Below are 22,626 nucleotides of genomic sequence, written 5' to 3' on the forward strand. Positions count from 1 at the left end.
TCCAGCGACCGCCTACTTCACCCGCGTCGCGAATTCCAGCTCGGCGAGCGCCGTATCCAGGTGCGTCAGGATCCGCTGCAGGTGCGGCACGCTGCGTCGGCACCCGGTAACACCGAAGTCGAGGTTGTCCCCGTTGCTGGTCAGCGTGATGTTCAAGGCTTGTCCGTCGAGCAGCACCGACGCCGGGTAGATGCCGTCGAGCGCCGCGCCGTTCCAGTACATCTGCTTGCGCGGGCCCGGGACGTTCGAGATCACCAGGTTAAACGGCGGCCGCGTGTTGCCGACGACGCCGGGGATCGGCGACGCGCCCAGCTGGGCCACGTTGATCCCGGACAGCAGCAGCGTCTGCAGCGGCGACAGCTGCGAGAACAGCTTCTTGCCGTTCGACATCGACTCGGAGATCGCGGCCAGCCGCTGCGCCGGATCGGTCAGGTCGGTGGCCAGGTTGCACAGCAGCGCGCCGATGTTGTTGCCGGTCGCGTCGCCGGTGTCGCGGCGGCGCAGCGACACCGGGACCATCGCGACCAGCGGCGCGTCCGGCAGCGCGCTCTGTTCGATCAGGTAATCGCGCAGCGCGCCGGAGCACATGGCGAGCACGACGTCGTTGCGGGACACGCCCGCGGCGGTCGCGACCTCGCGCACCCGGTCGAGCGGCCAGGACTGCGCGGCGAACCGGCGCGCGCCGCCGATCGGCACGTTCAGCATCGTCTTCGGCGCCTGCATCGGCAGCGTGAGCCGGTGCTCGCGGAACGCCTCGCGGGCCACTTTCGCCGCAGCCGGTGCGATACCCGCGACCTGCTCGAACGTCTTGCCCACCAGGGCGAACGGCGACGCCGGGGCGCGGCCGTTGTGGTTCGTGGCGGGCTTCTCGCGCGCACCCCACGGCGGCGGGCAGTCCAGGTCGGCGGGGTCGTCCGACAGTGTTCCCTGCAGGTGCCGCAGCGCCGAAACGCCGTCCATGAGCGCGTGGTGGATCTTCGAATACACCGCGAACCGGCCGTCGCGCAGTCCTTCGATGAGGTGCGTTTCCCACAGCGGCCGGTGCCGGTCGAGCAGCGTGCTGTGCCAGCGCGAGGTGAGCTCGAGCAGTTCGCGGATCCGGCCCGGCTGCGGCAGCGCGGAATGCCGGAAGTGGTAGTCGAGCTCCAGATCGGTGTCGCGGGACCAGCGCACGTGCCCGACGGTGTTCACCGGACGGCTCGGCCGCATCCGGAACACGCTGCGCATGTTGTCCGATTCCAGCAGGTTCCGGCGGAGGTCGCGCAGATAGTCCTCGCCCGCGCCCTCGGGCTTGCGGAACAGCTGAAGCCCGCCTACGTGCATCGGGTGCTCGCGGGTCTCGACCATCAGGAACATCGAGTCGGTTACCGGCATCAACGGCATTCGGACACCCCTTTCCGCCGCCGTGGGGACCTCGGCGTCCCCGGCCCCCGGAGTGTACGCACGAAAAAGGCGGTGTCTCAGATCTCGCGGCCAGGTGGGGGACAACGGGGCGGCGCGGCAGGCCGCAGACCCTGACAAACCCTGTCCGGTGACGTGTCTGCAGCTGCTTACCGGGGGCGGATACCATCGCTGGCGTGGCAGGACGGACTGGAGCTCAGCAGCTGGGGGACGCGCTCACGGCTCTCGGGACCGAGGTGGTGTTCGGCCTGCCGGGAGTCCACAACCTGCCGCTGTGGGAGGCGTTGACCGGCACCGGGATCCGGCTCGTCAACGTCCGGCACGAACAGACCGCGGGATACGCCGCCGACGGTTATGCCCGCAGGACGGGAAAACTCGGCGTCGCGCTCGTGACCACCGGCCCCGGTGCGGCGAACACGCTCGGCGCGGTCGGCGAAGCGATGGCGTCCGCGGCCCCGGTGCTCGTGATCGCCACGGACATCCCGTCGACGCTGCGCCGTCCGGGTGTCGTGCGCGGGGTGCTGCACGAAACTTCCGATCAGCAGGCGATGTTCGCGCCGGTCACCAAGGCCGGGTTCACCGTGCACCGCGCGGATCAGATCGGCACGACGCTGCACCGCGCCGCCCGGCTCGCGCTGATGCCGCAAAGCGGCCCGGTGTATTTGGGCATTCCGACCGATTTCCTCCGCGAAACCACCCCGCCGCGCGAACCGCCCGCGCCGCCCGCCGAACGCGTGCTCGACTTGCCGGACCTGCCTCGCGCGGCGGAATTGCTGGCGTCCGCGCGCCGCCCGCTGATCTGGGCTGGCGGCGGCGCGTTGCGCTCCGAAGCCGGGGAAGCGATCGGGAATCTCGCGCAGCGGCTGGCCGCGCCGGTGCTCACCACGTTCGGCGCGCGCGGCCTGCTTCCGCTCGATCATCCTTGCCTGGCACCGAATCCGGTGCACGCGCCGGAGGTCGGGCAGCTGTGGGACGAGGCCGACGTGGTGCTCGCGATCGGCACCGACTTCGACGGCCTGATGACGCAGAACTGGCAGATGCCCGCGCCGCCGAAGCTGATCGCGATCAATGTCGACGCGGGCGACGCGGCGAAGAACTACCGGCCGGACGTCACCCTGGTCGGCGACGCTCGCCGCGTCGTCGAATCCCTGCACCCGGAAACCCGCCCCGGCCTGGACGAATTGACCGCGCGGCTGGCGGGGATCGGCCGCCGGGTGCGCAGGCGCATCCGCGACGAGGAACCGCAGGCCGCCGACTTTCTGTCCACTTTGGAGGAAGTGCTCCCGGCGGACGGGACGATCGTCACGGACATGTGCGTCGCCGGATACTGGATCGGCGGCTTCCACCGGGTCCGTGCACCGCGGCGGCTGGCGTACCCGATGGGCTGGGGCACGCTCGGTTACGGCTTCCCGGCGTCGCTCGGCGCGGGTGCGGCGGCCGAGGCGACCGGCGGCGGGCGCGTCCTGTGCGTCACCGGCGACGGCGGTTTCCTTTACGCGGTAGGGGATTTGGCGACGCTCGCCGAGGAACAGCTGCCGGTGACGGTCGTGGTCGTCGACGACGGCGGCTACGGCATGCTGCGCTTCGACCAGGATCAGGAGGGCCTGCCGCACCGCGGAGTCGACTGGGACAGCCCGGATTTCGTCGGGCTGGCCCGTTCGTTCGGCGTGCACGCGGACCGGGTGTCCGGCTTCGGCCGCGCGTTTCGCCGGCTGCTGAGCGAATTCGTGGAATCGGACGAGCCGAACGTGCTGGTGGTCCGCGCGAAGCTCAAGCCGCCGCTGAACACTTCGCCGCGGTGGTACCGGAAACCGCGCGGCTAGGCATCGCCTCGCAGCGACCGGACCATGCTCCGCAGGATCCGGAACGCATCTGACTGTTCGGTCTCGGTCAGTCCTTCCAGCATCCTGACCTCGACGGACCGGACCGCGGCGCTCGCCTTCTCCAGACTCCGCCGTCCGCGCGGCGTGAGCCGGGCCGGAAGCGCCTTTCCGACGGGCGCTTCCGCGGGCCTGGTCACGTAGCCGTCTCGCTCCAGGGCTTGGAGCAGCACATTCATCGACTGCCGGGTCACGAACGTGCCGCGGGCGAGCTCGGAGTTCGACAGGCCCGGTCGTTGCGACAGCAGTTCGAGGCAGGAGTAGTGCGTCACCGTCATCCCGAGCGGGCGCAGCACCTCCTCCATCGCCGCGCGCAGTGCGCTCGAGGTTTCTTTCAGCAGGTAGCCCAGTGACTTGTCCAGGTTCACTCCGTCGGCTTGACTCATGTCAGGATTCTGACATACAGTGGCTCGTGTCAGGTACCTGACACGAAGAAAAGGAGCAGCACCTTGCCCGCCATCGGCCCCGATTTCCTCTCGCTCCAGGCACGCGACCTGGACGTTTCACAGGCGTTCTACGAGCGCTACCTCGGCCTCGTCCGCTCGCCCGCCGGTCCTCCGCACGCCGTCGTCTTCGAGACGAAGCCGATCGCGTTCGCCCTCCGCGACGTCGTTCCCGGCACCGATCTCGCCTCCGCCGCCCGTCCCGGCATCGGCGCCGCGATCTGGCTGCTCGCCACCGACGTCCAGGCCATCCACGACGCGCTAGTCGCCGACGGGCACCCGATCGTCTCCGCGCCGATCGACGGTCCCTTCGGCCGGACGTTCACCTTCGCCGACCCCGACGGCTACCACGTCACCCTCCACGACCGTGGCTGACGCGAACACCCTGGTTTTCGGGGCTACCGGAGCACTCGGCCAGCACGTCCTGGACGCGCTGGTGTCGCGGGGCGTGAGTCCCGAAACGATCACCGCGGCAGGGCGGAACCAGGCGCGCCTTGCGGAACTCGCTTCCGCTGGGTTCCGTGCCACAGCGGTTGATCTGTCGGATTCGGCCGCCGTCGCGGAACTGGTCTCGCGGCACTCGGACATCGTGCTGATCTCGGGACGTGACGAGAATCGCCTTGCTCAGCACGAGTCGGTCATCGAAGCCGCGAAGAACGCCCGCCACCTCTACTACACCAGCGGAGTCCGCGCCGACGACGACCGGTTCGAGATCAACGCGGACCACCGGGCGACCGAGAAGGCCCTCGCCGCTTCCGGCCTGACGTACACGATTCTGCGGAACACCTGGTACATCGAGAACTATGTCCAGTCGCTGGCCGGTCCTCGCTTCACCGGCGTGCTCGCCGCGGCGACCGGTGACGCCGTCGTCGCGGCAGCCAGCCGGAAGGATCTGGCCGAGGCATTGGCCGTCGTGGTCACCACCGATGGCCACGACAATGTCACGTACGACCTCTCCGGCGACACGGACTTCACCTACGCCGACATTGCCGAAGCGATGTCCGTCGTGCTGGAGCGAGAGGTCGTTTACCGACCGGTCGCGCCCGAGGAATTGCGGGCAATGCTCCGCAAAACGGGAATGGACGACGAGCTCGCCGGCTTCCTGGTCAGTCTCGACGAAACCATCGCCGCCGGGATTTTCGCGCGGGTCGGCGACGATCTTTCCCGGCTCCTGGGCCGGCCGACGACCGGCCTCGTCGAAGGGCTGACCGCGAAGTGATCCCGGCCGGTCAGCGATTCTGGATCAACACCGTCACCCTGGACCACGTCGAAGCGGCCGCCGAGGGCGGCTTCACGCAAGCGGATCACGGTGCGGGCAAACGCCTTCGCCAGCCGAGTCCGGGCGACGAGATGATTTTCTACTCGCCGCGCACGAGTTTGCAGGGCGGCACACCCGTCCGGCAATTCACCGCGTGGGCCACCATCACCGGCGAAAAGCCTTACCAGGCTTACGTGAGCGACGATTTCCAGCCATGGCGGCTCGCGGCTTCCTTCCACGCTTGCCAGCGCGTGGACGCGAAGCCGCTAGTCGACCAGCTGTCGTTCGTCACCGATCCCGCGCATTGGGGGTTGCCGTTCCGCCGTGGCTTGTTTTCCATTCCGCAGCAGGATTTCGCGACGATCCTCGCGCGCATGACCGCGTGAGGTCAGCTGTGCGAGTCCGCTTCCCAGCTGAGGAACGCGTCCAGCGTCGCTGACCGGTGCGCCCGCGCGCAGTGCTCTATCCATTCGGGGCCGGAACCGGCACGGATGAGATCGAGCAGCTGGTCGTGTTCGGCGACCGAGGCGAGCGCGCGGGCGGGGACGAACGAGAACGTCGAATCGCGGATCCCGGCGAGCTGGGACCAGCCCTTCTTGACCAGGTCGACCAGGCTCGGGTTGGGGCAGCGGGTGTAGAGGACCTCGTGGAACTCGTGGTTGAGCCGGGTGAACTCGACCGGTTCGAGCTGGTCGAGACCGGCGCGCATCCGGTCGTTGAGTTCGCCCGCCTCGGCGAGGTCGTCGGCGGTCAGGTGCGGTGCGGCGAGCGCGGTGGCCGCGCTTTCGACGATCGCGAGCATCTGCATCGTGTGCTCGTAGCCGACCGGATCGATCGCCGCGACTGTCGCGCCGACGTTGCGCTCGAAGTGCACCAGCCCCTCGGCCTGCAGCAGCCGCACCGCTTCCCGCACCGGGACCGTGCTCACGTCGAATTCCTTGGCCAGCGAACCGAGGACCAGCCGATGGCCTGCCGGGTACGCGCCCGCGGTGATGCGGGACTTGAGAACTTGGTACGTGTGCTGGCTCTTGCTGAGCCCGCCGGCCGCCTCGTGTGTTGTGGACATCCCTGTCGCCTCCCCTTCACAGCCCGCCGGGGCGGGGTGTCCAGGCCACGGTAACCGGTCCGTTCGCCGCGCTAAATAATATACATTCAATCCAGACGATGCGCCGTCCGAGAGAACGCGTGCCGGGGGCCTCGGCTGGTCCATCTGGGCAAAAAGCCTGTTCAGTTACCTCATTGAGCCTTGTCGGAGCGGCGACTGATTATATACGATCTGCCACGGCCTGAAGCACCGTCAGCAGCAGGGGAGGCGCGATGCCGCGCACGACCGGGATCAGCAGAGAGCACCGTCGCGTCGTCTTGGCGGCCATGGTCGGCACGACTATCGAGTGGTTCGACTTCTTCATCTACGCGATCTGCGCCGGACTGGTCTTCGCGACACAGTATTTCGCGGTGCTCGGCAAGGACGCGCTGATCGTGTCCTTCGCGACGGTCGGCATCAGCTTCTTCTTCCGCCCGGTCGGCGCGATCATCGCCGGGCATCTCGGCGACCGCCTCGGCAGGCGCGCGATGCTGATCCTCACCTTGCTGCTGATGGGGATCTCGACGGTGCTGATCGGCCTGGTGCCGAACACCGCGTCGATCGGCGTGTGGGCGCCGATCATCCTGGTGCTGCTGCGCATCGTGCAGGGCCTTTCGGCAGGCGGCGAATGGGGCGGCGCGGCCCTGCTCGCGGTCGAGCACGCGCCCGCCGACCGGCGCGGGCTGTACGGCGCGTTCCCGCAGATCGGCGTGCCGATCGGGCTGCTGCTGGCCAACGGCGTGCTCGCGCTGGTCACCGCGCTGACGTCGCCGGAGCAGTTCCTCGCGTGGGGCTGGCGGATCCCGTTCCTGCTGAGCGTGGTGCTGATCGTCGCCGGGCTGATGATCCGGTCGCGGGTCGCGGAAAGCCCGGTGTTCGAGGAGGTCCGTGAGAAGAAGGCGCGGTCGAGCATGCCGCTGGTGCAGCTGTTCCGGCACCACTGGAAGCTGGTGATCGCGGGCGCGCTGCTGTTCGCGGCCAACAACGCCGTCGGCTACATGACCACCGGCGGATACGTGCAGTCGTACGCGACCAAGACCCTGCACCTCGGCCGTTCGACAGTGCTGATCGCGGTGATGCTGTCCGCGGTCGCCTGGCTGGTGAGCACGCTGCTCGGCGGCTGGCTCGCGGACCGGATCGGCCGCGTCCGCACTTACCAGATCGGGTTCGTCATCCAGCTGGTGTGGATGTTCCCGTTCTTCGCGCTGATCAACACGGCCAACGTCGGACTGCTTCTGGTGGCGCTGTTCCTGTTCTCGGTCGGGCTCGGGTTCACCTACGGCCCGCAATCGGCGCTGTACTCGGAGATGTACCCGACGACGGTCCGCTACAGCGGCGCGGCGATCTCGTACGCGATCGGCGCGGTGCTCGGCGGGGCGTTCGCGCCGACCATCGCCGAATCACTGCAGACCCGCACCGGAACGGTCTACGCGGTCGCCGGCTACCTCGCCGTGATGACCGTGATCGGCCTGGTCACCAGCTTCTTCGTCAAGGACCGGAAGGGCGTGTCACTGAGTTCCGCGCCCGCGAACGCACAGGCAACTACCGTCGAAAACGTCTGAGCAGGGGGCGCGCGATGCGGACCCAGACCCGAAGCGACTACTGCGCGTGGCTCGACGCGGCCGCCCGGGACGCGCACGACGCGATCAACCGGATCCACGTCGAGGCTTACGCCGATCTGGTCCGCGCCGCCGAGCTGTACAAGGGCGAGCTGGCGTGCCGCCGCCCGGCGCGGCGGCCGGCGCCTGGTCTGCCCGGCCGGGGACAGCGCCATCGGAGCCATCGGGACGCCGGACTGCGGAGTTCCGCGATGGCGCGCGTCGAGGGGTCGCGGTTCGCCGATCCCCGGCCGGGCGGGTAGAAAGGGCGGCGGCGGCCGGTCGCCGCTCCCCGCGGCGCCGGCCGGTTGAGCCGACCCCGAGGAGGAGCAATGCCGGACCAGCAGCCGAACCCGCTGTGGCACCCGTTCGCGGACATGGGCGCGGTCGACGGGAACCGGTTCGTGGTGACCCGCGGCGAGGGGTCCTATGTCTGGGACGACGCGGGCCGTCGTTACTTCGACGCCTCCGCTTCGCTGTGGTACTCGAACCTCGGCCACGGCCGTCCCGAGATCACCCGCGCGGTCGCCGAGCAGCTCGAGAAGCTGGACGCGTACAACCTGTTCGGCGGCGTCGCGAACGAGCCTGCGTTGAAGCTGGCGTCGCGGCTGTCCGAGCTGGCTCCGGTGCCGGGGTCGAAGGTGTTCCTCGGCTCGGGCGGCGGCGACATGGTGGACACCGCGGTGAAGATCGCGCGGACCTACTTCGTCCACACCGGACGTCCGGACAAGACCCACATCATCAGCCGGACCCAGGGCTACCACGGCACGCACGGATTCGGCACCGCCGCGGCCGGGATCCCGGTGAACGCGGAAGGCTGGGGACCGCCGGCCGCGGACTTTTCGCAGGTGCCGTATGACAACGCGGCGGCGCTGGAGGAGGAAATCCTCCGCGTGGGGCCGGAGCGAGTGGCCGCGTTCTTCTGCGAACCGGTCATCGGCGCGGGCGGCGTGCTGCTGCCGCCGGACGGTTACATCGAGGAAGTGGCGGCGATCTGCCGCAAGCACGAGGTGCTGTTCGTCGCGGACTGTGTCATCTGCGCGTGGGGCCGGCTTGGCACTTGGTACGGCATCGACCGCTGGTCGGTGCAGCCGGATCTGGTGACCACGGCGAAAGGCGTGACGAGCGGGACGATCCCGCTGGGCGTCCTGCTGGTCGCGCCGCACGTGGCGGAGCCGTTCTTCACCGGCCGCCCGGGCGCGCCGATCCTGCGCCACGGCGCGACTTACGCCGGACACCCGGTCGCCTGCGCGGCGGCCAACGCGACGCTGGACATCTACGAACGCGACGACATCATCCCGCGCGGCAAGGCGCTGGAGAAGCCGCTCGCGGACGCGCTTTCCGGCGCGGTCGGCCATCCCGCGGTGGCGGAAGTCCGGGCCGGGCTGGGATTCCTGGCCGCGGTGGAACTCGCGCCCGACCTGCTGTCGGCGGACCCGGGCGCGCCCGGCCGGTTGCACAAGTTCCTGCTGGAGGAAGGCGTGATCGTGCGCTCGCTCGGCAAGGGGATGGCGGTGTCGCCGCCGCTGGTCGCCGAGGAGGCTGAGCTGGATCTGCTGGCGGCGGCGGTTCCGCGGGCGTTGGACCGGTTGCTGAAGAACTGACGACACTGCGGCGGCGCCGAGTTTCCGGTGCCGCCGCAGTCGTCTGTCTACATAGGACTACTTACAGGCGAGCGTTCCGGTGCGCAGCGCGTGGTTGTCGTCGTTGTCGTCGTCGGACCACACGACCTGCTTGCTCCCGTTCGCGCAGGTCGGCGAGATCGCGAAACCCTCGTTGTTGTAGTTCGACATCCCGGACGGGCGGTCGTACTGCGCGGTGACCGCGAACGCTCCGTTGGAGTTGACGTCGAGCGTGGTGGTGCGGCCCTTGCACGTGTTGTCGCACTCGGCCCACAGGTGGCCGGTCGACGGCTCGTACTCGAGGTCCATCACCGCCGGGAAGCCGCTGTCGATGGTGGCGACGCGGGTGTACTTGGTGCCGGACTGGTCGAGCGCGTACGCGTAGACCTTCCCGTTGGCTTCGAGCCCGACGAAGTACAGGCCGGTCCCGTGGTTCGGGTAGCTCGCCGGGTTGTAGGCGGCTTTCGTGTGCTCGTCCCGGAATTTGTGCGCGGTGAGCGCCGAGTCCGGCACCCAGGCGATGGCTTCGAGACCCTTGTTCGGGTCGACCGACGGCAGGTCCGAGGTGAGGTCCCACTCCCCGGTCGCCTTCAGCGAGGTGCCCGACCCGGAGGTCGCGTACCGGAGCACGGCGGGCTTGCTCGTGTCGCCGTCGTCGTTGTCGCGCTCGGTGGAGGTGAAGACGCCGTCCGGGGTGAAGACGACCCCTTCGGCGTCCGGGTCGCCGCTGCCGTCGGAGTAGTGCATCTGCTTGCCCTTGGCCCAGCCGTCGGCGGTGTCGGGCCGCCATTTGCCGCCGTCCTGGACGAGCCGGTACAGGGTGCTCGGACCGTTCTTCACCGCCCACAGCACGGTGGGCGATTCGTACGACACGCCGCTGAGGTTCTTGCCGAAAACCCCGGAGTCGTCGGCGATGGCCACCTTCGACCCGCCGGGCCACGCGGTGGCTTTCGGGGCGGCCGCCGGCGCCGCGTGGGCCGCACCGGCCCCGACCGCGAGCGCGAGGACCGACAACGCGACAGTGCCCCGGATTTTTCCACGCCGATGTGTTCCACGCTGGTGCGCAAGCAAGGAGCCGCTCCTTCTGTCCGTCTTGGCACGGGTGCAGGGCCGTGCCGAGGTGGTCGCTGCTGACAAGCGGCGGTCCCGCGTCGCGGGACTTACAGCAGTGGGTGATCGACAGTGGAGCACAAGGCGTGGCCAGTAGGCAACAAACAGCGGGTGACGTTGTCCCGGTGATCGGCACGGCGGGCTCGTGCCGCGCCGATCACCGCGGACGTCAACAAGAACCGGTCATCGCGCGACGGTCCGCCACACCGGCACGTTGACGACCGCCGCCGGCATGCCGGGAGCCCCGCTGTCCCCGGGAACGATCGTGAAGCGCCATTTGTCGACGCCGCCGCCCATGATTTCGGCATAGCGGCGAGCGCCGTCCGCGTTCGCGAAGCGGACCTGCTGACCACTGGCGAGGTGGGTGATCTTGACCGCCACACTGCCTCCTGGGATCGATCGAGGGGACGGGTTCTGCCTGGGTGCCGGCCCGCGGAGCTTCCCCCTCCGGGGCCGGCCCGACCAGTAGAACACGTGTTCGATTCGCGGGGCAATCCAGGTCCCCCTCCCGAGCGACCCTGGCAGTCATGGCTTCGGGCCGGCGGCCGAAATCAGTTCCTGGACCGGGCTCGCCGCTGCAAGACTGCCGTCTCATGGAGGAGAACCCGCGGGATGTCGCCGAACTGGCCGACCGGATGCGCCACGGGCAGCGAGTCAAATTCCTGTTCTTCTGGGGACACCGGCCGGAGAGCGACGGAAGCGCCGGACGGGGCTGTCTGAGCCAGTGGTGGCCGGCGCCCTTCACGCTGGCCGACCGGACGTTCGCCACGGCCGAGCACTACATGATGTGGCGGAAGGCCTTGCTGTTCGGCGACGAAACGACTGCCGGGAAGATCCTGGAAGCCCGGCATCCGCGCCAGGCCAAGGAGCTCGGACGCGGCGTCGTGGGCTTCGACCAGGATCAATGGGACGTCCGCCGCGGCGAGATCGTGCTCGCCGGCAGCGTCGCCAAGTTCGGGCAGCACCCGGAGTTGCTTCGCTTTCTGCTGAGCACGAGGAAGCGGGTGCTGGTGGAGGCGAGCCCGCTTGACCGGGTGTGGGGCATCGGGCTGACCGCGGACGATCCGGACGCGGAGAACCCCGCCCGATGGCGCGGGCTGAACCTGTTGGGCTTCGCACTGACGCAGGCCAGGACGCTCCTGGCGGAATCGGCCGGGGCGGCCGAAACCGCTTGTGCTACAAGGAAGACCGCACCATAGCCACCCGCGGCCACCGGTCCAGCCCCCGCGCGATCTCCGTCCGCCGGATCTCCCGCAGCGCCGGGCCCTGCTCTTCTTCGGCCAGCACCCGGAACCCGAGCCGCTCGTAGTAAGGCGCGTTCCACGGCACGTCCGCGAACGTAGTCAGCGTCAGCCCGGACAGCCCGCGTTCCGCGGCCCACGCGCCGACCGTCTCGATCAGCGCCCGTCCCAAGCCGCGGCGCGCGTGGCTCGGCAGCAGCGAAACCTGTTCCACGTGGCCGAAACCGTCGACCTCCTCGGCGAGCACGTACGCCGCGATCGTCCCGTCGTCGTCCCAGACCCAGCACCGGCCCGCCGACTGGAACACCGCGAGGTCCTCGGCCGAAGGCGGTGCGTCGTCGGCGATCTCGGCCATGCCGACGGCCCGGAACGGTTCTCCGGCGGCGCGTTCGAGGTCGGGCAGCACAGACAGGTCGGCGGGAGCGGCGAGGCGGATCACCGGCCCGATTTTACGGCTACACCGAGTATTCGGAAATCGCCTTTCCGATCTGCTCCGCGTAGCCGCGCAACGCCGTGATCGCCCGTTCGCGCTCCGTGTCGCCGACGCGCGTGGCCGGCCCGACGAGGCTCAGCACGCTCGGCCGGAGCCGGTCCGCGTCGACCGGCACCGAGCACGCCCACACGCCGTCCTCGATCTCGCCCCAGCTCTGCGCGTAACGGTTGGCCAGCGCGTGCTTGAGGGCGTCGCGCACCTCGGTGCCGCGTTCGTCGGCGATCCGGGCGGCCTGGCGTTCGCGTTCTCCGTCCGGCAGCAGGGCGAGCAGCATCTTCCCGGTCGCGCCGACGCCGAGCGGGATGGAATGCCCCGGCTGGAACGTGAACCGCATCGCGCGGTCGCATTCCACCCGGTCGCTGCACACCGCGAAATCGCCGAAGTGCTGGAACAGCAGGATCGTCTCGCCGAGTTCGCGCGCGGCCTCCTCCATCGTCGGCCGCGCGATCCGCGCCAGGTCGTTCGCGAGCCGGGCGGCGCGCGCGAGCGGCATCACGCGACTGGTGACGTGGTAGCGCCCGGACCGCGACTCTTCGAGCAACTGCAGTTCCTTCAGCAGTTGCACGTAGCGATAGGTGGTCGCGACCGGGCTGCCGATCACGCTGGCGAGTTCCGCCACACTGGCTTCCCAGCGCTGTTCAGTGAACGACAGCAGCAGCTGGAGCACTTTCCGGGAACTGTTGGCACCGGCCGTGCGGCGGAGCCCGGGTTCAGACATCCTGAAACCTCTTCGCGAGTTCACCGAATTCAGTCACGAACGCGTCGGTAAATTACCACAGTTCACGGTTTGTCCGGCACCGCGAGAAACGGTGTCAGCAATCCGGGCACGGCGGTGTCGGCGAGCGCGAGCCCGGCGCCCTGCTCGACGTCCAGCACGCGGTAATGCCCGCGTCCGGCGGCGACCGGCGCGATGACGGTCACGAGCCCGGCCCTCCGCTGGAACAGCGACCGCTGCACGACGATGCCGGTGAGCCGGTCGCTCCGGACCGCGACCGTCGCTCTGGCCAGCGACCCGGAACGGGTCACCAGGAACCGGCCGGTGATGGCGTGGCCGAGCGCGCGGTACCGGTCGAACCCGACCAGCACGGCGAACGGCAGCAGCACGAGTGCGGCTTGCCACGGCCATTCCGGCAGTACGTCGAGCCGGGCCAGCGCGAACAACGCGGCCGACAGCGCCAGCACGGCGAAGACGGCGCGGGTGATCCGGCGGGTCAGCGCGCGCCGGGTATGCCGCACGAGGGGGACCTTCGCGAAGTCCTCGCCGAGCACCTCGCTCGCGATCTCCCTGGCCTTCGCGGCCGGAGCGGGCGGCAGCAGCAGGCCGCCGCCGCGGTCCGCGCCCTTGCCCTCGCGCAGTCCGGCCGCGACCGCGACGCACTTCGCGCCGCCGACCATCCGCAGCGGCAACGGTTCCTTGATCTCGACGCCGCGCAACCGGTCTTCCTCGATCGACACCGACCGCGTCGTGACCAGCCCGCGCCGGATGTGCAGCGTGCCGCCCGGTTCGCGAGTGAGCCGGAAGTTCCAGAACGACAACACGTATCCGCCGACGGACAGCACTGCCACCACTACGAACAGTCCGGCCGCCGCCAGCACCACGGTGAGCCACACCGGTTGTTCGAGCGCGCGGGCGGTGAGGTCGCGAAGCGGCCCGAAACTCGTCGGATCGAAGTGCAGTTCGTGCGCGAAGTGATAGACGGTGCCGAGAATCGCCGCGACCACGGCGAGCCCGGACAGCGTGAACGGCGCGTACCGCACCCAGCGCTTGTCGACCTCGGCGACGAGCGACTCCGGCGGTTGCGGTGCCTCGGCTTCGGCCGGTTTCCGGTGCAGCAACAGGGTCCGCAGCCGCTGGGCTTCGGCGCGGGTGACCGCGTCGAGCACCAGCTGGTCCTTGCCCGGTCCCTTTCCGTGTTCGTGCCGTCCGGTACCGATTCTTACCGCGGAAAGCGAGAAAAGCCGATGTTTCGGTTCCGAAACCACGTCTACGGTACGGATTCGATCGCGCGGAATCGCACGTTGCTTGCGCAGCAGCAATCCGGTGTGCCATTCGATCTGGGTCGCGGTGACGCGGTAGCGCGAGGTGAGGCAGTGCGAAATGCCGGTGCCGATCGTCACCGCGGTGGCGGCGAGACCGATCCACTGCCAGTCATTCCCGTGGCCGAGCAGCAGTGCGCCAACGAGTACCGGAAGGGACTTGACCAGGTCGAGAAACGGGCGGATCAACAACATCCGGCGATCGAGGCGATGCCAGGGCGCGTCGCCGGTGCCCTCGGCGGCGACCGGAGCCGACGGTGCGGTGGCGTTCACGTCGCGTCCCCGCGCGCGGCCTGGGTGGTGCGGGTCAGCTCGTCGGCGAGCTCGACCGCGACCTCGCGGTCGAGTCCGGAGATGCGCAGCGGCCCGGCGGCCGACGCGGTCGTGACGGTGAGCCGGGCCAGCCCGAACAGCTGCTCCAGCGGGCCGCGTTCGACGTCGACCGTCTGGATCCGCGAGATCGGCGCGATCCGCCACTCCTGCTTCAGCCAGCCGGACTGGGTGTAGACCGCTTCACCGGTGACTTCCCAGCGGTGCACGCGGTAGCGCCACTGCGGCATGACCAGCAAGTGCAGCGGGGCGAGCACGCAGGAGAGCACAAGCGTCACCGGGAGCCACGACGGCGGGTCGTCCGCGGTCGCGACCACCACCGCCTGCACGGCGAGCACGACCAGCCAGCCTGCCCCGGCCGACGCCGCCCAATGGCCGATCGCCCGGCGGCTCACCCGGTGTTCGGGCGGGCGCAGCCGCAGTTGCAGAGTGGTGGATTCCTCGGTGTTCACCTGCTCAGAGTGCCCGACCGGACGCGCCGATGCCCACGACAAGTGTCACGATGCCCCGATCCGGGTGGCCATTGAGTGCGGGGCGTTACTATTTTCGCCGCGCGCGGGATGGATTCGCAGCCGGGCCGCGTTGTACCGCGTACGTCCGTGCAAGCGAGCAGCAGGAGGATCCGGTGGGACTCGATCCCGAGGAACTGTACGAGGTGGACTCGGACGTCCCTGACCTGGACGGAGCCGTGCTCCTGCACTTCTTCGAGGGTTTCATGGACGCGGGCTCGGCCGGGCAGCTGGTCACCGACCACCTCGCCGGCGAGGTCGAGAACCGCGTCATCGCGCGCTTCGACGTCGACCGGCTCATCGACTACCGGTCGCGCCGCCCGACGATGATCTACGCGGTCGACCACTGGGAGGAATACGAGGCCCCCGAACTGGTCGTGCGCCTGCTGCACGACGACGACGGGATCCCGTTCCTGCTGCTGTCCGGCCCGGAGCCGGACCGCGAATGGGAGCTGTTCGCCGCCGCCGTGCGGCAGCTGGTGGAGCGCTGGGGCGTGCGGCTGACCGTGGGCTACCACGGGATTCCGATGGGAGCCCCGCACACGCGCCCGCTCGGCGTCACCGCGCACGCGACCCGCGAGCACCTGGTCGGCGAGCACCAGCCGCTGCCCAACCGCATGCAGGTCCCGGGCAGCATCGCCGCGCTGCTGGAGTACCGCTTCGGCGAATGGGGCCACGACGCGATGGGCTTCGCCGCGCACGTGCCGCATTACCTGGCGCAGTCGACCTACCCGGCCGCCGCGCTGACGATCCTCGAGTCCGTCGGCAAGGCCACCGGCCTGCGCCTGCCCGACGGCGAACTGCGCACCGCGGCCGAGGTGGCCAAGGCGGAAATCGACCGCCAGGTCGCGGAATCCGACGAATCCGCCGACGTGGTGCGCGCGCTGGAGCGTCAGTACGACACGTTCACCGAAGCGTCCGGGCACAGCCTGCTCGCCGAATCGCAGGAACACATGCCGACGGCGGACGAACTGGGCTCGCAGTTCGAACGGTTCCTCGCGGAACAGGGCGGGGACGGCTCCGAACGCTGAGCCGAAAGGTAAGCGACGCCTGCGGATCGGACCGTCTGCCAGGCCCACCAGAGCCGGGCTGTCATGATCGCCACGCCGGACATGGTGCGGCCCGCACGTTGCCGGAAGGCGGCGGGGACGGGTGTGGCAGGTGACATCTGGTGAAGCTAGCCGGTGCGCGGTCGGCCCGGGCACCCGGACGTGCCCCTAACGCTTCCGCCGCCGTCCGTGAGGGGAACCCTGACGGAATCAGAGTCACTCAGGGTTCCCCTCACGGACAACCACAGCGGGACCCGGCCACCCCGCCAAATGCCGCAGCGCCTCGCTGGTCGGCCCGAACGCGTCCCCGAGCAGCGCGCGCAGTTCGCCGTTGAACGACTCGATCACCGGCCGCAGCCGGGCCAGCGTCGCGGTTCCCTCGGCGGTGAGGTCCAGCACCAGCGCCCGGTGCTGCCGCGGATGCGGCTGCCGGACGATCAGCCTGGCGTCGATCAGCCGTCCGGTCATCGCGGTGATCGCGGATTCGCGCTGGCCCAGCTCGGCGGCCAGTTCCCGCTGGGTGAGCCCAGGCTGATCGTGCACCGCGAGCAGCGCGCCGAGCTGCGCGGTCGTCACGCCGCCCGCGGCGAGGCAGCGCCGGTCGCCTTCGACGCGCAGCCGGTGCGCCGCGCTCTGCAGCAGGAAGAAAAGACGTTCGTCGGCGGCCATGCGGGGATCTTGACAGTGATCTCTCCTCGCCGCCATCCTCACTTCACTACTGAAGTACTTCACTACTGAAGTGAGGGCTGGGAATGGACTTGGACTTCGCGCGCGCCGGACTCGCCGCACAACCGTTCAGCGTCCTGCTCGGCGCGCGAGTCGAGGAGTTCGGCGACGGCCGCGCGGTGCTGGAGCTGGATGTCCGCGACGACCTCCGGCAGCAGAACGGGTACCTCCACGGCGGCGTCCTCGCCTACGCCGCGGACAACGCGCTCACCTTCGCGGCCGGAACGGTGCTCGGCCCGCAGCTGCTCACGAGCGGCTTCTCCATCGACTACCTCGTCCCTGCCGACGGCGTGCTGCTGCGCGCGGAAGCAACGGTCGTCCAAGCGAGTCGTTCGCGAGCCACCTGCCGCTGCGATCTGTACACAGTGGACAGAGAAGGAAAGTCGACGCTGTGTGCGGCCGCGCAGGGATCCGCGGTGGTCCGGCGGTCGGCTACTCCCGGGTAAACCAGGCAGTTCGGGGCGGCGTCCGGTTGTCGGCTATCGTCCCGGAATGAACCAGGAAAGCCAAGATCGGCTGACGACAAGGACTTTGGGCCCTGCGCTGCGCCGGAAGGCCGGCCTGGTGCTGCGCCGGGCCGCCGCCCGGCTGCACGATCCGCACACCGACCAGCTCGCCGAACTGCGCGCGGAACTGGAGCGGACGCGCGAAGAACTGCGCTCCGAGGTCGTCCGGCAGGGGGATCGGCTGCTGGACCGCGTGGTCGAGTTCGAAATCCGCAGCCGTCGCGACATCGTGTACGCCGGCGACCAGGACGCGGCGCTGGAGAGCAACGTCTTCGCGCGCGAAAGCCTGGTCGGCGCGCAGCATTTCGGCAGTCCCAAGGAAACGCTGCAGTACGCGCTTTCCCTCGCGCCCACCGGCGGGATGGCGCTGGAGTTCGGGGTCGCGTCCGGCAACACGCTGCGCACCATCACGGCCGCGCGCAACGCGACCGAGGTGTACGGCTTCGATTCGTTCGACGGCCTGCCCGAGGCGTGGCTCAACGGCATGCCCGCCGGTGCCTTCGCCCGCGACGACCTGCCGGACGTGCCGGGAGCCGAACTGGTCGTCGGCCTGTTCTCCGACAGCCTGCCCGGGTTCTTGGAGAAGCACCCCGGTCCGGTCGATTTCCTGCATGTCGACGGCGATCTCTACAGCTCCGCGAAGACCGTGCTGGACAACGTCGGCCCGCGGCTGCGCGTCGGCAGCATCGTGCACTTCGACGAGTTCTTCAACTTCCCCGGCTGGAAGCGGCACGAGTACCGGGCGTGGACCGAGCACGTCGAGAAGACCGGTGTCGAGTTCACTTACGAGGCCTACACATACAACGACAACCAGGTCACCGTGCGCATCACCGGCGGTCCCGGGCTCATGGACTGAAGCAGCCGTGTTCGTTCAGCGGTCCGATCGCGGGAAGGATCAGGCCGCACAGGTAGCCGTCGATCCACCGGCCGTTTCCGGTGAGATTCGCGGCGAACCGGACGAGCGGGGCCAGTTTCCGGATTCCTTCGGCGAGTGCCGCGCGGTTTCGTTCGAGCAGCGCGGTGAGCCGGTCGAGCTGGGTGAGCACCGGGCCGAGCTCGCGATCGTTGTCGGCGACAAGCCCGGATACCTCGACGCCCAGCTGACGGGCTCCGCTGAGCAGCGCCTGAATGGCCGACTCGCGTTTGCTCACCTCGTCCAGCAGCTGGTTGCCATCGGTGAGAAGCCGGGTCAGCTGAGCGTCGCGGTCGGCGAGCGTGGCGGAAATCGTGCGCGCTTGCGTTAAAAGGTGAGCCAGTTTCGCGTCGCGGGTCGAAAGGGAGTCGGACAGCCGCGAAAGCCCGGTCAGTGTCGCGCGGACGTCGGCGGGCGTACGCGCGAAGGTCTCGGAAATGGCCTGGAAGCTGCGCGAGAGTTGGTCGGTGTCGATGGCGTCGACGGTCGTGGCCAGCTGCCGGAACGCGGGCAGCACGTCATACGGAACCGTGGTCCGGTCACGCGGAATCGGCGTATCCGGATCGAGCGACCCGGCCCCGACCGGGTCCAGCGCGAGATACTTCTGCCCGAGCACCGTTTTGATCCGGATCGCGGCCGATGTCCGGTCGCCGAGCCACGCGCCGGATACCCGGAACGACACCCGGACGGACGCACCGTCGAGGGAAACCTCGGCCACCCGGCCGATTTTCACCCCGGCGATCCGGACGTCGTTGCCGGTAGCGAGCCCAGCGGCTTCGCTGAACTCGGCGGCATACGCGGTGCCGTCGCCGATGATCGGCAGATCCGGTGCTCGAAGCGCGGTGAGGACGCCGAGGACGAGCACAGTCATCCCGACGAGAGCGGTGCGCAGGGGGCGCCGGTCGGGATGCACAGCGTGGATAGTGGCTCGCCCAGCCGGGTGAGGCCACCCACGCCACCCGAATGGGCGCTTTTGCCTTGTGTCCACTTAGGACTATTCGCGCTCGTGCCCTGCGCACGCCCCCTTTTTTATTGCCGCACCGGCCGCTCCCGTCGTGTGCCATCCTGGCCTGACCGGCCGACGTGACCGGAGTCATCGGAACATCCGGTGCGGTTCGGCCGTTGAAGGGGTGTGCAGCGAGCGCGGAAAACCCGCGCCGACGCCGATCGGGGAGGAGCCACCATGCGAGACCTGACCACCGGATTGCACCCGGCGCCAGACCTCGTGGACGACACGGACGCGACCCGGCAGGAGGAACGCCGCCGCAAGGCAGCGCTGGCCGTCGCGTCCAGGGCCAAGGACGCGCAGGAATGCGCCCTGCTGCTGGACATGCTGGGGCTCCACGCCCCCGGCGGCAGCCGGACCGAGGTCGCCTGAAGCACTTCGGTTCCCGTCCGCGGGCCCAAAGGGTGTCGCGGGGTTGTTTCGAGGTGCTTTGAGGAGTTCGGGGACGAACACGCCGTGACCGGTGTGCGGACCGGTCACGGGTTCTGTCAGCCTGACCCTGGGGAGGGCCAGGCTGACCGCGGCTGAACGACAACGAGTTGAACGGCTCGGCGGCAGCCGGGCCGTGTGGCCTGTGGCGAGGGGTTTCGGCTCCGGCGGACTGGGGAAGCCCCGGCGGGGCAGCCGGATAGACCGGAGAACCTGACGGGCGGCCGCGTGGGTTCGGTGTGCGGTGAAGGAGTTTCGGCTCTGGCGGGCGGGAAGTTCCCCGGCATGGGGCAGAAACGATCTTGCGGCGGATGGGGATGCCGGGCTCGCTCGGGCAGCGAGGGGGGTGCCGGGCTCGCCCGGGCAGCGAGTTGGCCAATTACGGCCGGGCACGAGTAGTCACGGCCAGGTTCGCCCGATCACCGTTAAGCCCGGTCGAGCCGGGCCGGGCATCGCCGGGGCGTGGCCGATCACCGTCGATTCCGGCCGAGCGTGGTCGAGTCGCGCCAGGTGCCGCCTGGGCGAGGCGGGCTCTGTGCGCCTGCGAAAGTCCGTGAGGGGAACCCTGAGGAACTCTGATTCCCTCAGGGTTCCCCTCACGGACCGCGGCATCGTGCGCCGGGCCGGTCGGGTGGCGCGAGAAGCGCCGTGCGCTGCTGAGAAAACCTCAGTCGGATTTCTTCGCTGCCGAGCCGAGTCCCGACCTTGCCCGCAGCTGGAGTCCTGACCGCGTTGCCGAGCCGAGTCCCGACCTTGCCCGCAGCCGGAGTCCGGACCTCGCTGCCGAGCCGAACCCGCAGGAGTCAGCGGCCGCCCCGAAAAGAGAGCCGATCCGCCCTTCGATCGCCGCGCTCACCTCAGAGCAGCCTGCCCACCCCACTCCCACGCGCCCGATTGGGCCGAACGGGTGAAATCATCACCGGAAATCACACTCAAATACCTCCCGCCCCAAGGCCCCCGGAGCCCGAGTCGCCCGGAGGCCTGCTCCGTTTGAGCGGAAACAACCCTTGGCATGAAAGCGATTCGCGACCGCCGCGCCTCTCCGCGCACGGAGTGTCCACTCGGGTCACTCGCCTCAAGATGCGGATTCCGCAGTCACTCGCCCCATTCACGTCGGCAACCCAACCCATCCCCGGGAACCGATACGGAAACCGACCCGCCCCGAGAACCCGCGCGAACCGCACCGAGACCCCCGATTTCAAAGGAACAACAAAGAATTCCCGAGCTTGCGCGGTCGGGTACTGTCGATGCCCCTGGGTGATATTTTGCTCCGAACGGCCGAGTGCCGCCGACGTATCTGTCACTCTGGTGGAGCATCCTGTACCGGGAAGCGGCCTGGGTCGGGACCGGGCGCAGGGGAGGAAACGCTGTGCAGTACCTGCGGGAAGACGAATATCTCACTCGTCAGCAGCGAGCGCTGGCGGAAATGGTGCGCCGGGGACGGCGGAAGCGCAGTTTTCAGCTGGCGGAACATCTGGCGGCGGAGGGCGGGGTGCATCGGTCGGATGTCCTCGCCGTGACCGCGCTTTTCCTTGCCTGCCAGGCGTTTCGGCGGGGCGACGCGGCAGGCGTGCAACGATTTTCCAGTGCGTTTCGCAGTTGTGAGCGAAGCAGCGTGGATCTTGCTCGGCAGCTCATGCGTTTGGAAGCGGGCCGGGAACAGGGGTGGCTTCCGCGGGTGCATTATGACGAGCTTTTTTCCTACGCTTGGCGAGAAAACCGGCCGGACATTCTGGTCAAAGCCTCGTTGATTCAGCCGAGGGATGTTCCGGCGGCCGGATGGTGGGCCGAGATGGAGCGGAATCTCAGCCTGTTATCGGTCTGAACCACCGCGTTCACGACCAGTCGATCCGGGCGAACAGGCCGCGCAATTTCGCGCCGCGAGTGTCGTTCGTGGCGCTGATCCACGCGATCCGGCCCAGCAGGTGCGCGCGGAAATCCGGATGCCCAGCACGGTTCTGCGGAGCTGGGCCGGTCTGGACGCAGTTGTGCAGCACCGCCCGCAGCTCGTCGTACTCGGAGCGGGCGACGGCAGGCGCGGCGTTCACCACCAGGCCCGCGACGCGTTGCTGCCGGTAGGCCGGTTTCACGGACGTCTTGTCGTCGCGCAGACGGAAGCCCTCGTCAGTGACGATCCTCCGGACGCCGGGCAACAGGCGATGCAGCGGCAGGCTCGCGTCACCGGAGAAGGCGAGGTCGTCGGCGTAACGGGTGTAGTTCGCGCCCAGCACGGCGGCGAGCCCGGAAAGCCGCCGGTCCAAGCGATGGGCAACCGCGTTCGCTACCGACGGCGACGACGGAGCGCCTTGCGGGAGATGCGTGCCGGCGAGGTGGCTCAGCATCCTCGACCGGGCGGGCGCGGAACGCAGGACGTCGACCGGCGTGCGGGTGGTGAGGATTCCGGCGACCGCGGCGGCGACGGCTGGCGGATACCCGGCCAGGTCAAGCAGCGACCGCACGCGGGACGCGGGGACCGTCGGGAAGAAGCCGGCCAGATCGAGCCGCACCACCAGGTCCTGTCCGGCATGCGGGCGGGCGCAGGTGTGAATCGAGCGGCCGCGACGGAAACCGTGCGCGGCCTCGTGGACCGGCAGCGCGTCGAGCACGTGCCTGCGGACGCGGCGCTGCACCTCGGCCAGCCGGGGCTTCGGTCGTTCGATCAGCCGCGCGCCGCCGGTGGCTGTCGGGATCCAGCGGTAGCTGTAGTGCCGCAACACCGGCCGGGACCGCCGGTGCCAGCCGCGTTCGTCGGCGAACCACGCCAGTTCGCCGACGGTGAGGTCGAGGGCGGCGGCGCATTCGTCGAACGTCGTCCACCGGGCGACCGGCCAGCGCCACACCGGCATCGGTTCGAGGAGCGACGCGGAGGCGACTCGTTCTCCGTTCATCCGCGCTGTCTCGCACGCGGAGCGTGCCGCCGCTGCGCGGGGCGCTGTGGGTACGTGTCGTGCTGCTCCCCGGGGTTGCCCCGGAGTGGGTGGGTCTCCACCG

25 protein-coding genes are annotated in these 22,626 nt (G+C 69.3%); 13 read left to right on the plus strand and 12 right to left on the minus strand.

Annotated elements, in window-relative coordinates:
* Nucleotides 1–12 precede the first annotated feature (12 nt).
* Complete coding sequence (locus AB5I40_RS34675) at nt 13–1,383, minus strand: wax ester/triacylglycerol synthase family O-acyltransferase (RefSeq protein ID WP_370934391.1); 1,371 nt, start codon at nt 1,381–1,383, stop codon at nt 13–15.
* Between the two features lie 194 nt (nt 1,384–1,577).
* Here AB5I40_RS34675 and AB5I40_RS34680 point away from each other — a divergent pair, with 194 nt between their 5' ends.
* The gene (locus tag AB5I40_RS34680; protein ID WP_370934392.1) at nt 1,578–3,224 is read left to right on the plus strand and encodes a thiamine pyrophosphate-binding protein; all 1,647 of its coding nucleotides are present in this window, start codon (nt 1,578–1,580) and stop codon (nt 3,222–3,224) included.
* On the opposite strand, the gene AB5I40_RS34685 is transcribed toward AB5I40_RS34680, so the two are convergent.
* Nucleotides 3,221–3,667: a MarR family winged helix-turn-helix transcriptional regulator gene (locus AB5I40_RS34685; protein WP_370934393.1), complete on the minus strand. Its 447-nt coding sequence runs from the start codon at nt 3,665–3,667 to the stop codon at nt 3,221–3,223. The two genes, AB5I40_RS34680 and AB5I40_RS34685, sit on opposite strands and share 4 nt — an antisense overlap.
* 63 nt (nt 3,668–3,730) lie before the next feature.
* Between AB5I40_RS34685 and AB5I40_RS34690 the strand changes: the two genes are divergently transcribed.
* Genes AB5I40_RS34690 through AB5I40_RS34700 form a run of 3 tightly spaced genes read left to right on the plus strand, consistent with a single transcriptional unit; the run spans nt 3,731 to nt 5,368 of the window.
* Nucleotides 3,731–4,099 carry a VOC family protein gene (locus tag AB5I40_RS34690; RefSeq protein WP_370934394.1) on the plus strand — a complete coding sequence of 123 codons (369 nt, stop codon included), beginning with the start codon at nt 3,731–3,733 and terminating at the stop codon, nt 4,097–4,099.
* The gene (locus AB5I40_RS34695) at nt 4,092–4,943 is read left to right on the plus strand and encodes an NAD(P)H-binding protein (RefSeq protein ID WP_370934395.1); all 852 of its coding nucleotides are present in this window, start codon (nt 4,092–4,094) and stop codon (nt 4,941–4,943) included. Before AB5I40_RS34690 ends, AB5I40_RS34695 begins: the two co-directional genes overlap by 8 nt.
* A complete protein-coding gene (locus AB5I40_RS34700) occupies nt 4,940–5,368 on the plus strand; it encodes an EVE domain-containing protein (RefSeq protein WP_370934396.1) in 429 nt (142 codons plus the stop codon). The genes AB5I40_RS34695 and AB5I40_RS34700 overlap by 4 nt, the downstream gene beginning before the upstream one ends.
* Nucleotides 5,369–5,370: 2 nt before the next feature.
* Here the strand turns inward: AB5I40_RS34700 and AB5I40_RS34705 are convergent, their stop codons facing one another.
* Complete coding sequence (locus AB5I40_RS34705) at nt 5,371–6,048, minus strand: GntR family transcriptional regulator (RefSeq protein ID WP_370934397.1); 678 nt, start codon at nt 6,046–6,048, stop codon at nt 5,371–5,373.
* A 251-nt stretch (nt 6,049–6,299) separates the two neighbouring features.
* Here AB5I40_RS34705 and AB5I40_RS34710 point away from each other — a divergent pair, with 251 nt between their 5' ends.
* The 3 genes from AB5I40_RS34710 (at nt 6,300) to AB5I40_RS34720 (ending at nt 9,268) form a co-directional block, all read left to right on the plus strand.
* The gene (locus tag AB5I40_RS34710) at nt 6,300–7,628 is read left to right on the plus strand and encodes an MFS transporter (protein ID WP_370934398.1); all 1,329 of its coding nucleotides are present in this window, start codon (nt 6,300–6,302) and stop codon (nt 7,626–7,628) included.
* Nucleotides 7,629–7,642: 14 nt separating this feature from the next.
* Nucleotides 7,643–7,927 (plus strand): hypothetical protein, encoded by a 285-nt coding sequence (locus AB5I40_RS34715; RefSeq protein ID WP_370934399.1) that lies wholly within the window; start codon nt 7,643–7,645, stop codon nt 7,925–7,927.
* A gap of 69 nt (nt 7,928–7,996) precedes the next feature.
* A complete protein-coding gene (locus AB5I40_RS34720) occupies nt 7,997–9,268 on the plus strand; it encodes an aspartate aminotransferase family protein (RefSeq protein WP_370934400.1) in 1,272 nt (423 codons plus the stop codon).
* A gap of 57 nt (nt 9,269–9,325) precedes the next feature.
* Here the strand turns inward: AB5I40_RS34720 and AB5I40_RS34725 are convergent, their stop codons facing one another.
* Complete coding sequence (locus AB5I40_RS34725; protein WP_370934401.1) at nt 9,326–10,300, minus strand: esterase-like activity of phytase family protein; 975 nt, start codon at nt 10,298–10,300, stop codon at nt 9,326–9,328.
* Nucleotides 10,301–10,579: 279 nt separating this feature from the next.
* Nucleotides 10,580–10,777 carry a hypothetical protein gene (locus AB5I40_RS34730; protein WP_037715481.1) on the minus strand — a complete coding sequence of 66 codons (198 nt, stop codon included), beginning with the start codon at nt 10,775–10,777 and terminating at the stop codon, nt 10,580–10,582.
* 212 nt (nt 10,778–10,989) lie between these two features.
* Between AB5I40_RS34730 and AB5I40_RS34735 the strand changes: the two genes are divergently transcribed.
* A complete protein-coding gene (locus AB5I40_RS34735; protein WP_370934402.1) occupies nt 10,990–11,595 on the plus strand; it encodes an NADAR family protein in 606 nt (201 codons plus the stop codon).
* Here the strand turns inward: AB5I40_RS34735 and AB5I40_RS34740 are convergent.
* The 4 genes from AB5I40_RS34740 to AB5I40_RS34755 all read right to left on the minus strand — a co-directional run bounded on the left by AB5I40_RS34740 (nt 11,573) and on the right by AB5I40_RS34755 (nt 14,949).
* Entirely contained in the window at nt 11,573–12,076 is a 504-nt protein-coding gene (locus AB5I40_RS34740) for a GNAT family N-acetyltransferase (protein WP_370934403.1), read from the minus strand. The two genes, AB5I40_RS34735 and AB5I40_RS34740, sit on opposite strands and share 23 nt — an antisense overlap.
* 16 nt (nt 12,077–12,092) lie before the next feature.
* Entirely contained in the window at nt 12,093–12,848 is a 756-nt protein-coding gene (locus tag AB5I40_RS34745; RefSeq protein ID WP_370934404.1) for an IclR family transcriptional regulator, read from the minus strand.
* A 62-nt stretch (nt 12,849–12,910) separates the two neighbouring features.
* Complete coding sequence (locus AB5I40_RS34750) at nt 12,911–14,362, minus strand: PH domain-containing protein (protein WP_370940677.1); 1,452 nt, start codon at nt 14,360–14,362, stop codon at nt 12,911–12,913.
* Nucleotides 14,363–14,436: 74 nt separating this feature from the next.
* Nucleotides 14,437–14,949, minus strand: a complete 513-nt coding sequence (locus AB5I40_RS34755) for a PH domain-containing protein (protein ID WP_370934405.1) — start codon at nt 14,947–14,949, stop codon at nt 14,437–14,439.
* Nucleotides 14,950–15,122: 173 nt separating this feature from the next.
* Between AB5I40_RS34755 and AB5I40_RS34760 the strand changes: the two genes are divergently transcribed.
* Nucleotides 15,123–16,037, plus strand: coding sequence for a proteasome assembly chaperone family protein (locus AB5I40_RS34760; RefSeq protein ID WP_370934406.1), 915 nt, complete (start codon nt 15,123–15,125; stop codon nt 16,035–16,037).
* A 234-nt stretch (nt 16,038–16,271) separates the two neighbouring features.
* Here AB5I40_RS34760 and AB5I40_RS34765 read toward each other — a convergent pair whose 3' ends face one another.
* On the minus strand, nt 16,272–16,724 hold the full coding sequence (locus tag AB5I40_RS34765; protein WP_370934407.1) for a MarR family winged helix-turn-helix transcriptional regulator: 453 nt from the start codon (nt 16,722–16,724) through the stop codon (nt 16,272–16,274).
* 83 nt (nt 16,725–16,807) lie between these two features.
* Here AB5I40_RS34765 and AB5I40_RS34770 point away from each other — a divergent pair, with 83 nt between their 5' ends.
* A complete protein-coding gene (locus AB5I40_RS34770) occupies nt 16,808–17,227 on the plus strand; it encodes a PaaI family thioesterase (protein WP_370934408.1) in 420 nt (139 codons plus the stop codon).
* A 46-nt stretch (nt 17,228–17,273) separates the two neighbouring features.
* The gene (locus AB5I40_RS34775) at nt 17,274–18,143 is read left to right on the plus strand and encodes a class I SAM-dependent methyltransferase (protein WP_370934409.1); all 870 of its coding nucleotides are present in this window, start codon (nt 17,274–17,276) and stop codon (nt 18,141–18,143) included.
* Here AB5I40_RS34775 and AB5I40_RS34780 read toward each other — a convergent pair.
* Entirely contained in the window at nt 18,133–19,071 is a 939-nt protein-coding gene (locus AB5I40_RS34780) for an MCE family protein (RefSeq protein ID WP_370940678.1), read from the minus strand. The genes AB5I40_RS34775 and AB5I40_RS34780 overlap by 11 nt on opposite strands.
* Before the next feature lie 312 nt (nt 19,072–19,383).
* On the opposite strand from AB5I40_RS34780, the gene AB5I40_RS34785 reads away from it, so the two are divergent.
* Together AB5I40_RS34785 and AB5I40_RS34790 are read left to right on the plus strand one after the other, a co-directional pair.
* Nucleotides 19,384–19,578, plus strand: coding sequence for a hypothetical protein (locus tag AB5I40_RS34785; protein WP_043832747.1), 195 nt, complete (start codon nt 19,384–19,386; stop codon nt 19,576–19,578).
* A gap of 1,426 nt (nt 19,579–21,004) precedes the next feature.
* Complete coding sequence (locus tag AB5I40_RS34790; protein ID WP_370934410.1) at nt 21,005–21,460, plus strand: hypothetical protein; 456 nt, start codon at nt 21,005–21,007, stop codon at nt 21,458–21,460.
* 10 nt (nt 21,461–21,470) lie between these two features.
* On the opposite strand, the gene AB5I40_RS34795 is transcribed toward AB5I40_RS34790, so the two are convergent.
* Nucleotides 21,471–22,523, minus strand: a complete 1,053-nt coding sequence (locus AB5I40_RS34795; RefSeq protein WP_370934411.1) for a reverse transcriptase family protein — start codon at nt 22,521–22,523, stop codon at nt 21,471–21,473.
* Nucleotides 22,524–22,626 lie beyond the last annotated feature (103 nt).

Source organism: Amycolatopsis sp. cg13 (assembly GCF_041346965.1).
Classification (GTDB): domain Bacteria; phylum Actinomycetota; class Actinomycetes; order Mycobacteriales; family Pseudonocardiaceae; genus Amycolatopsis.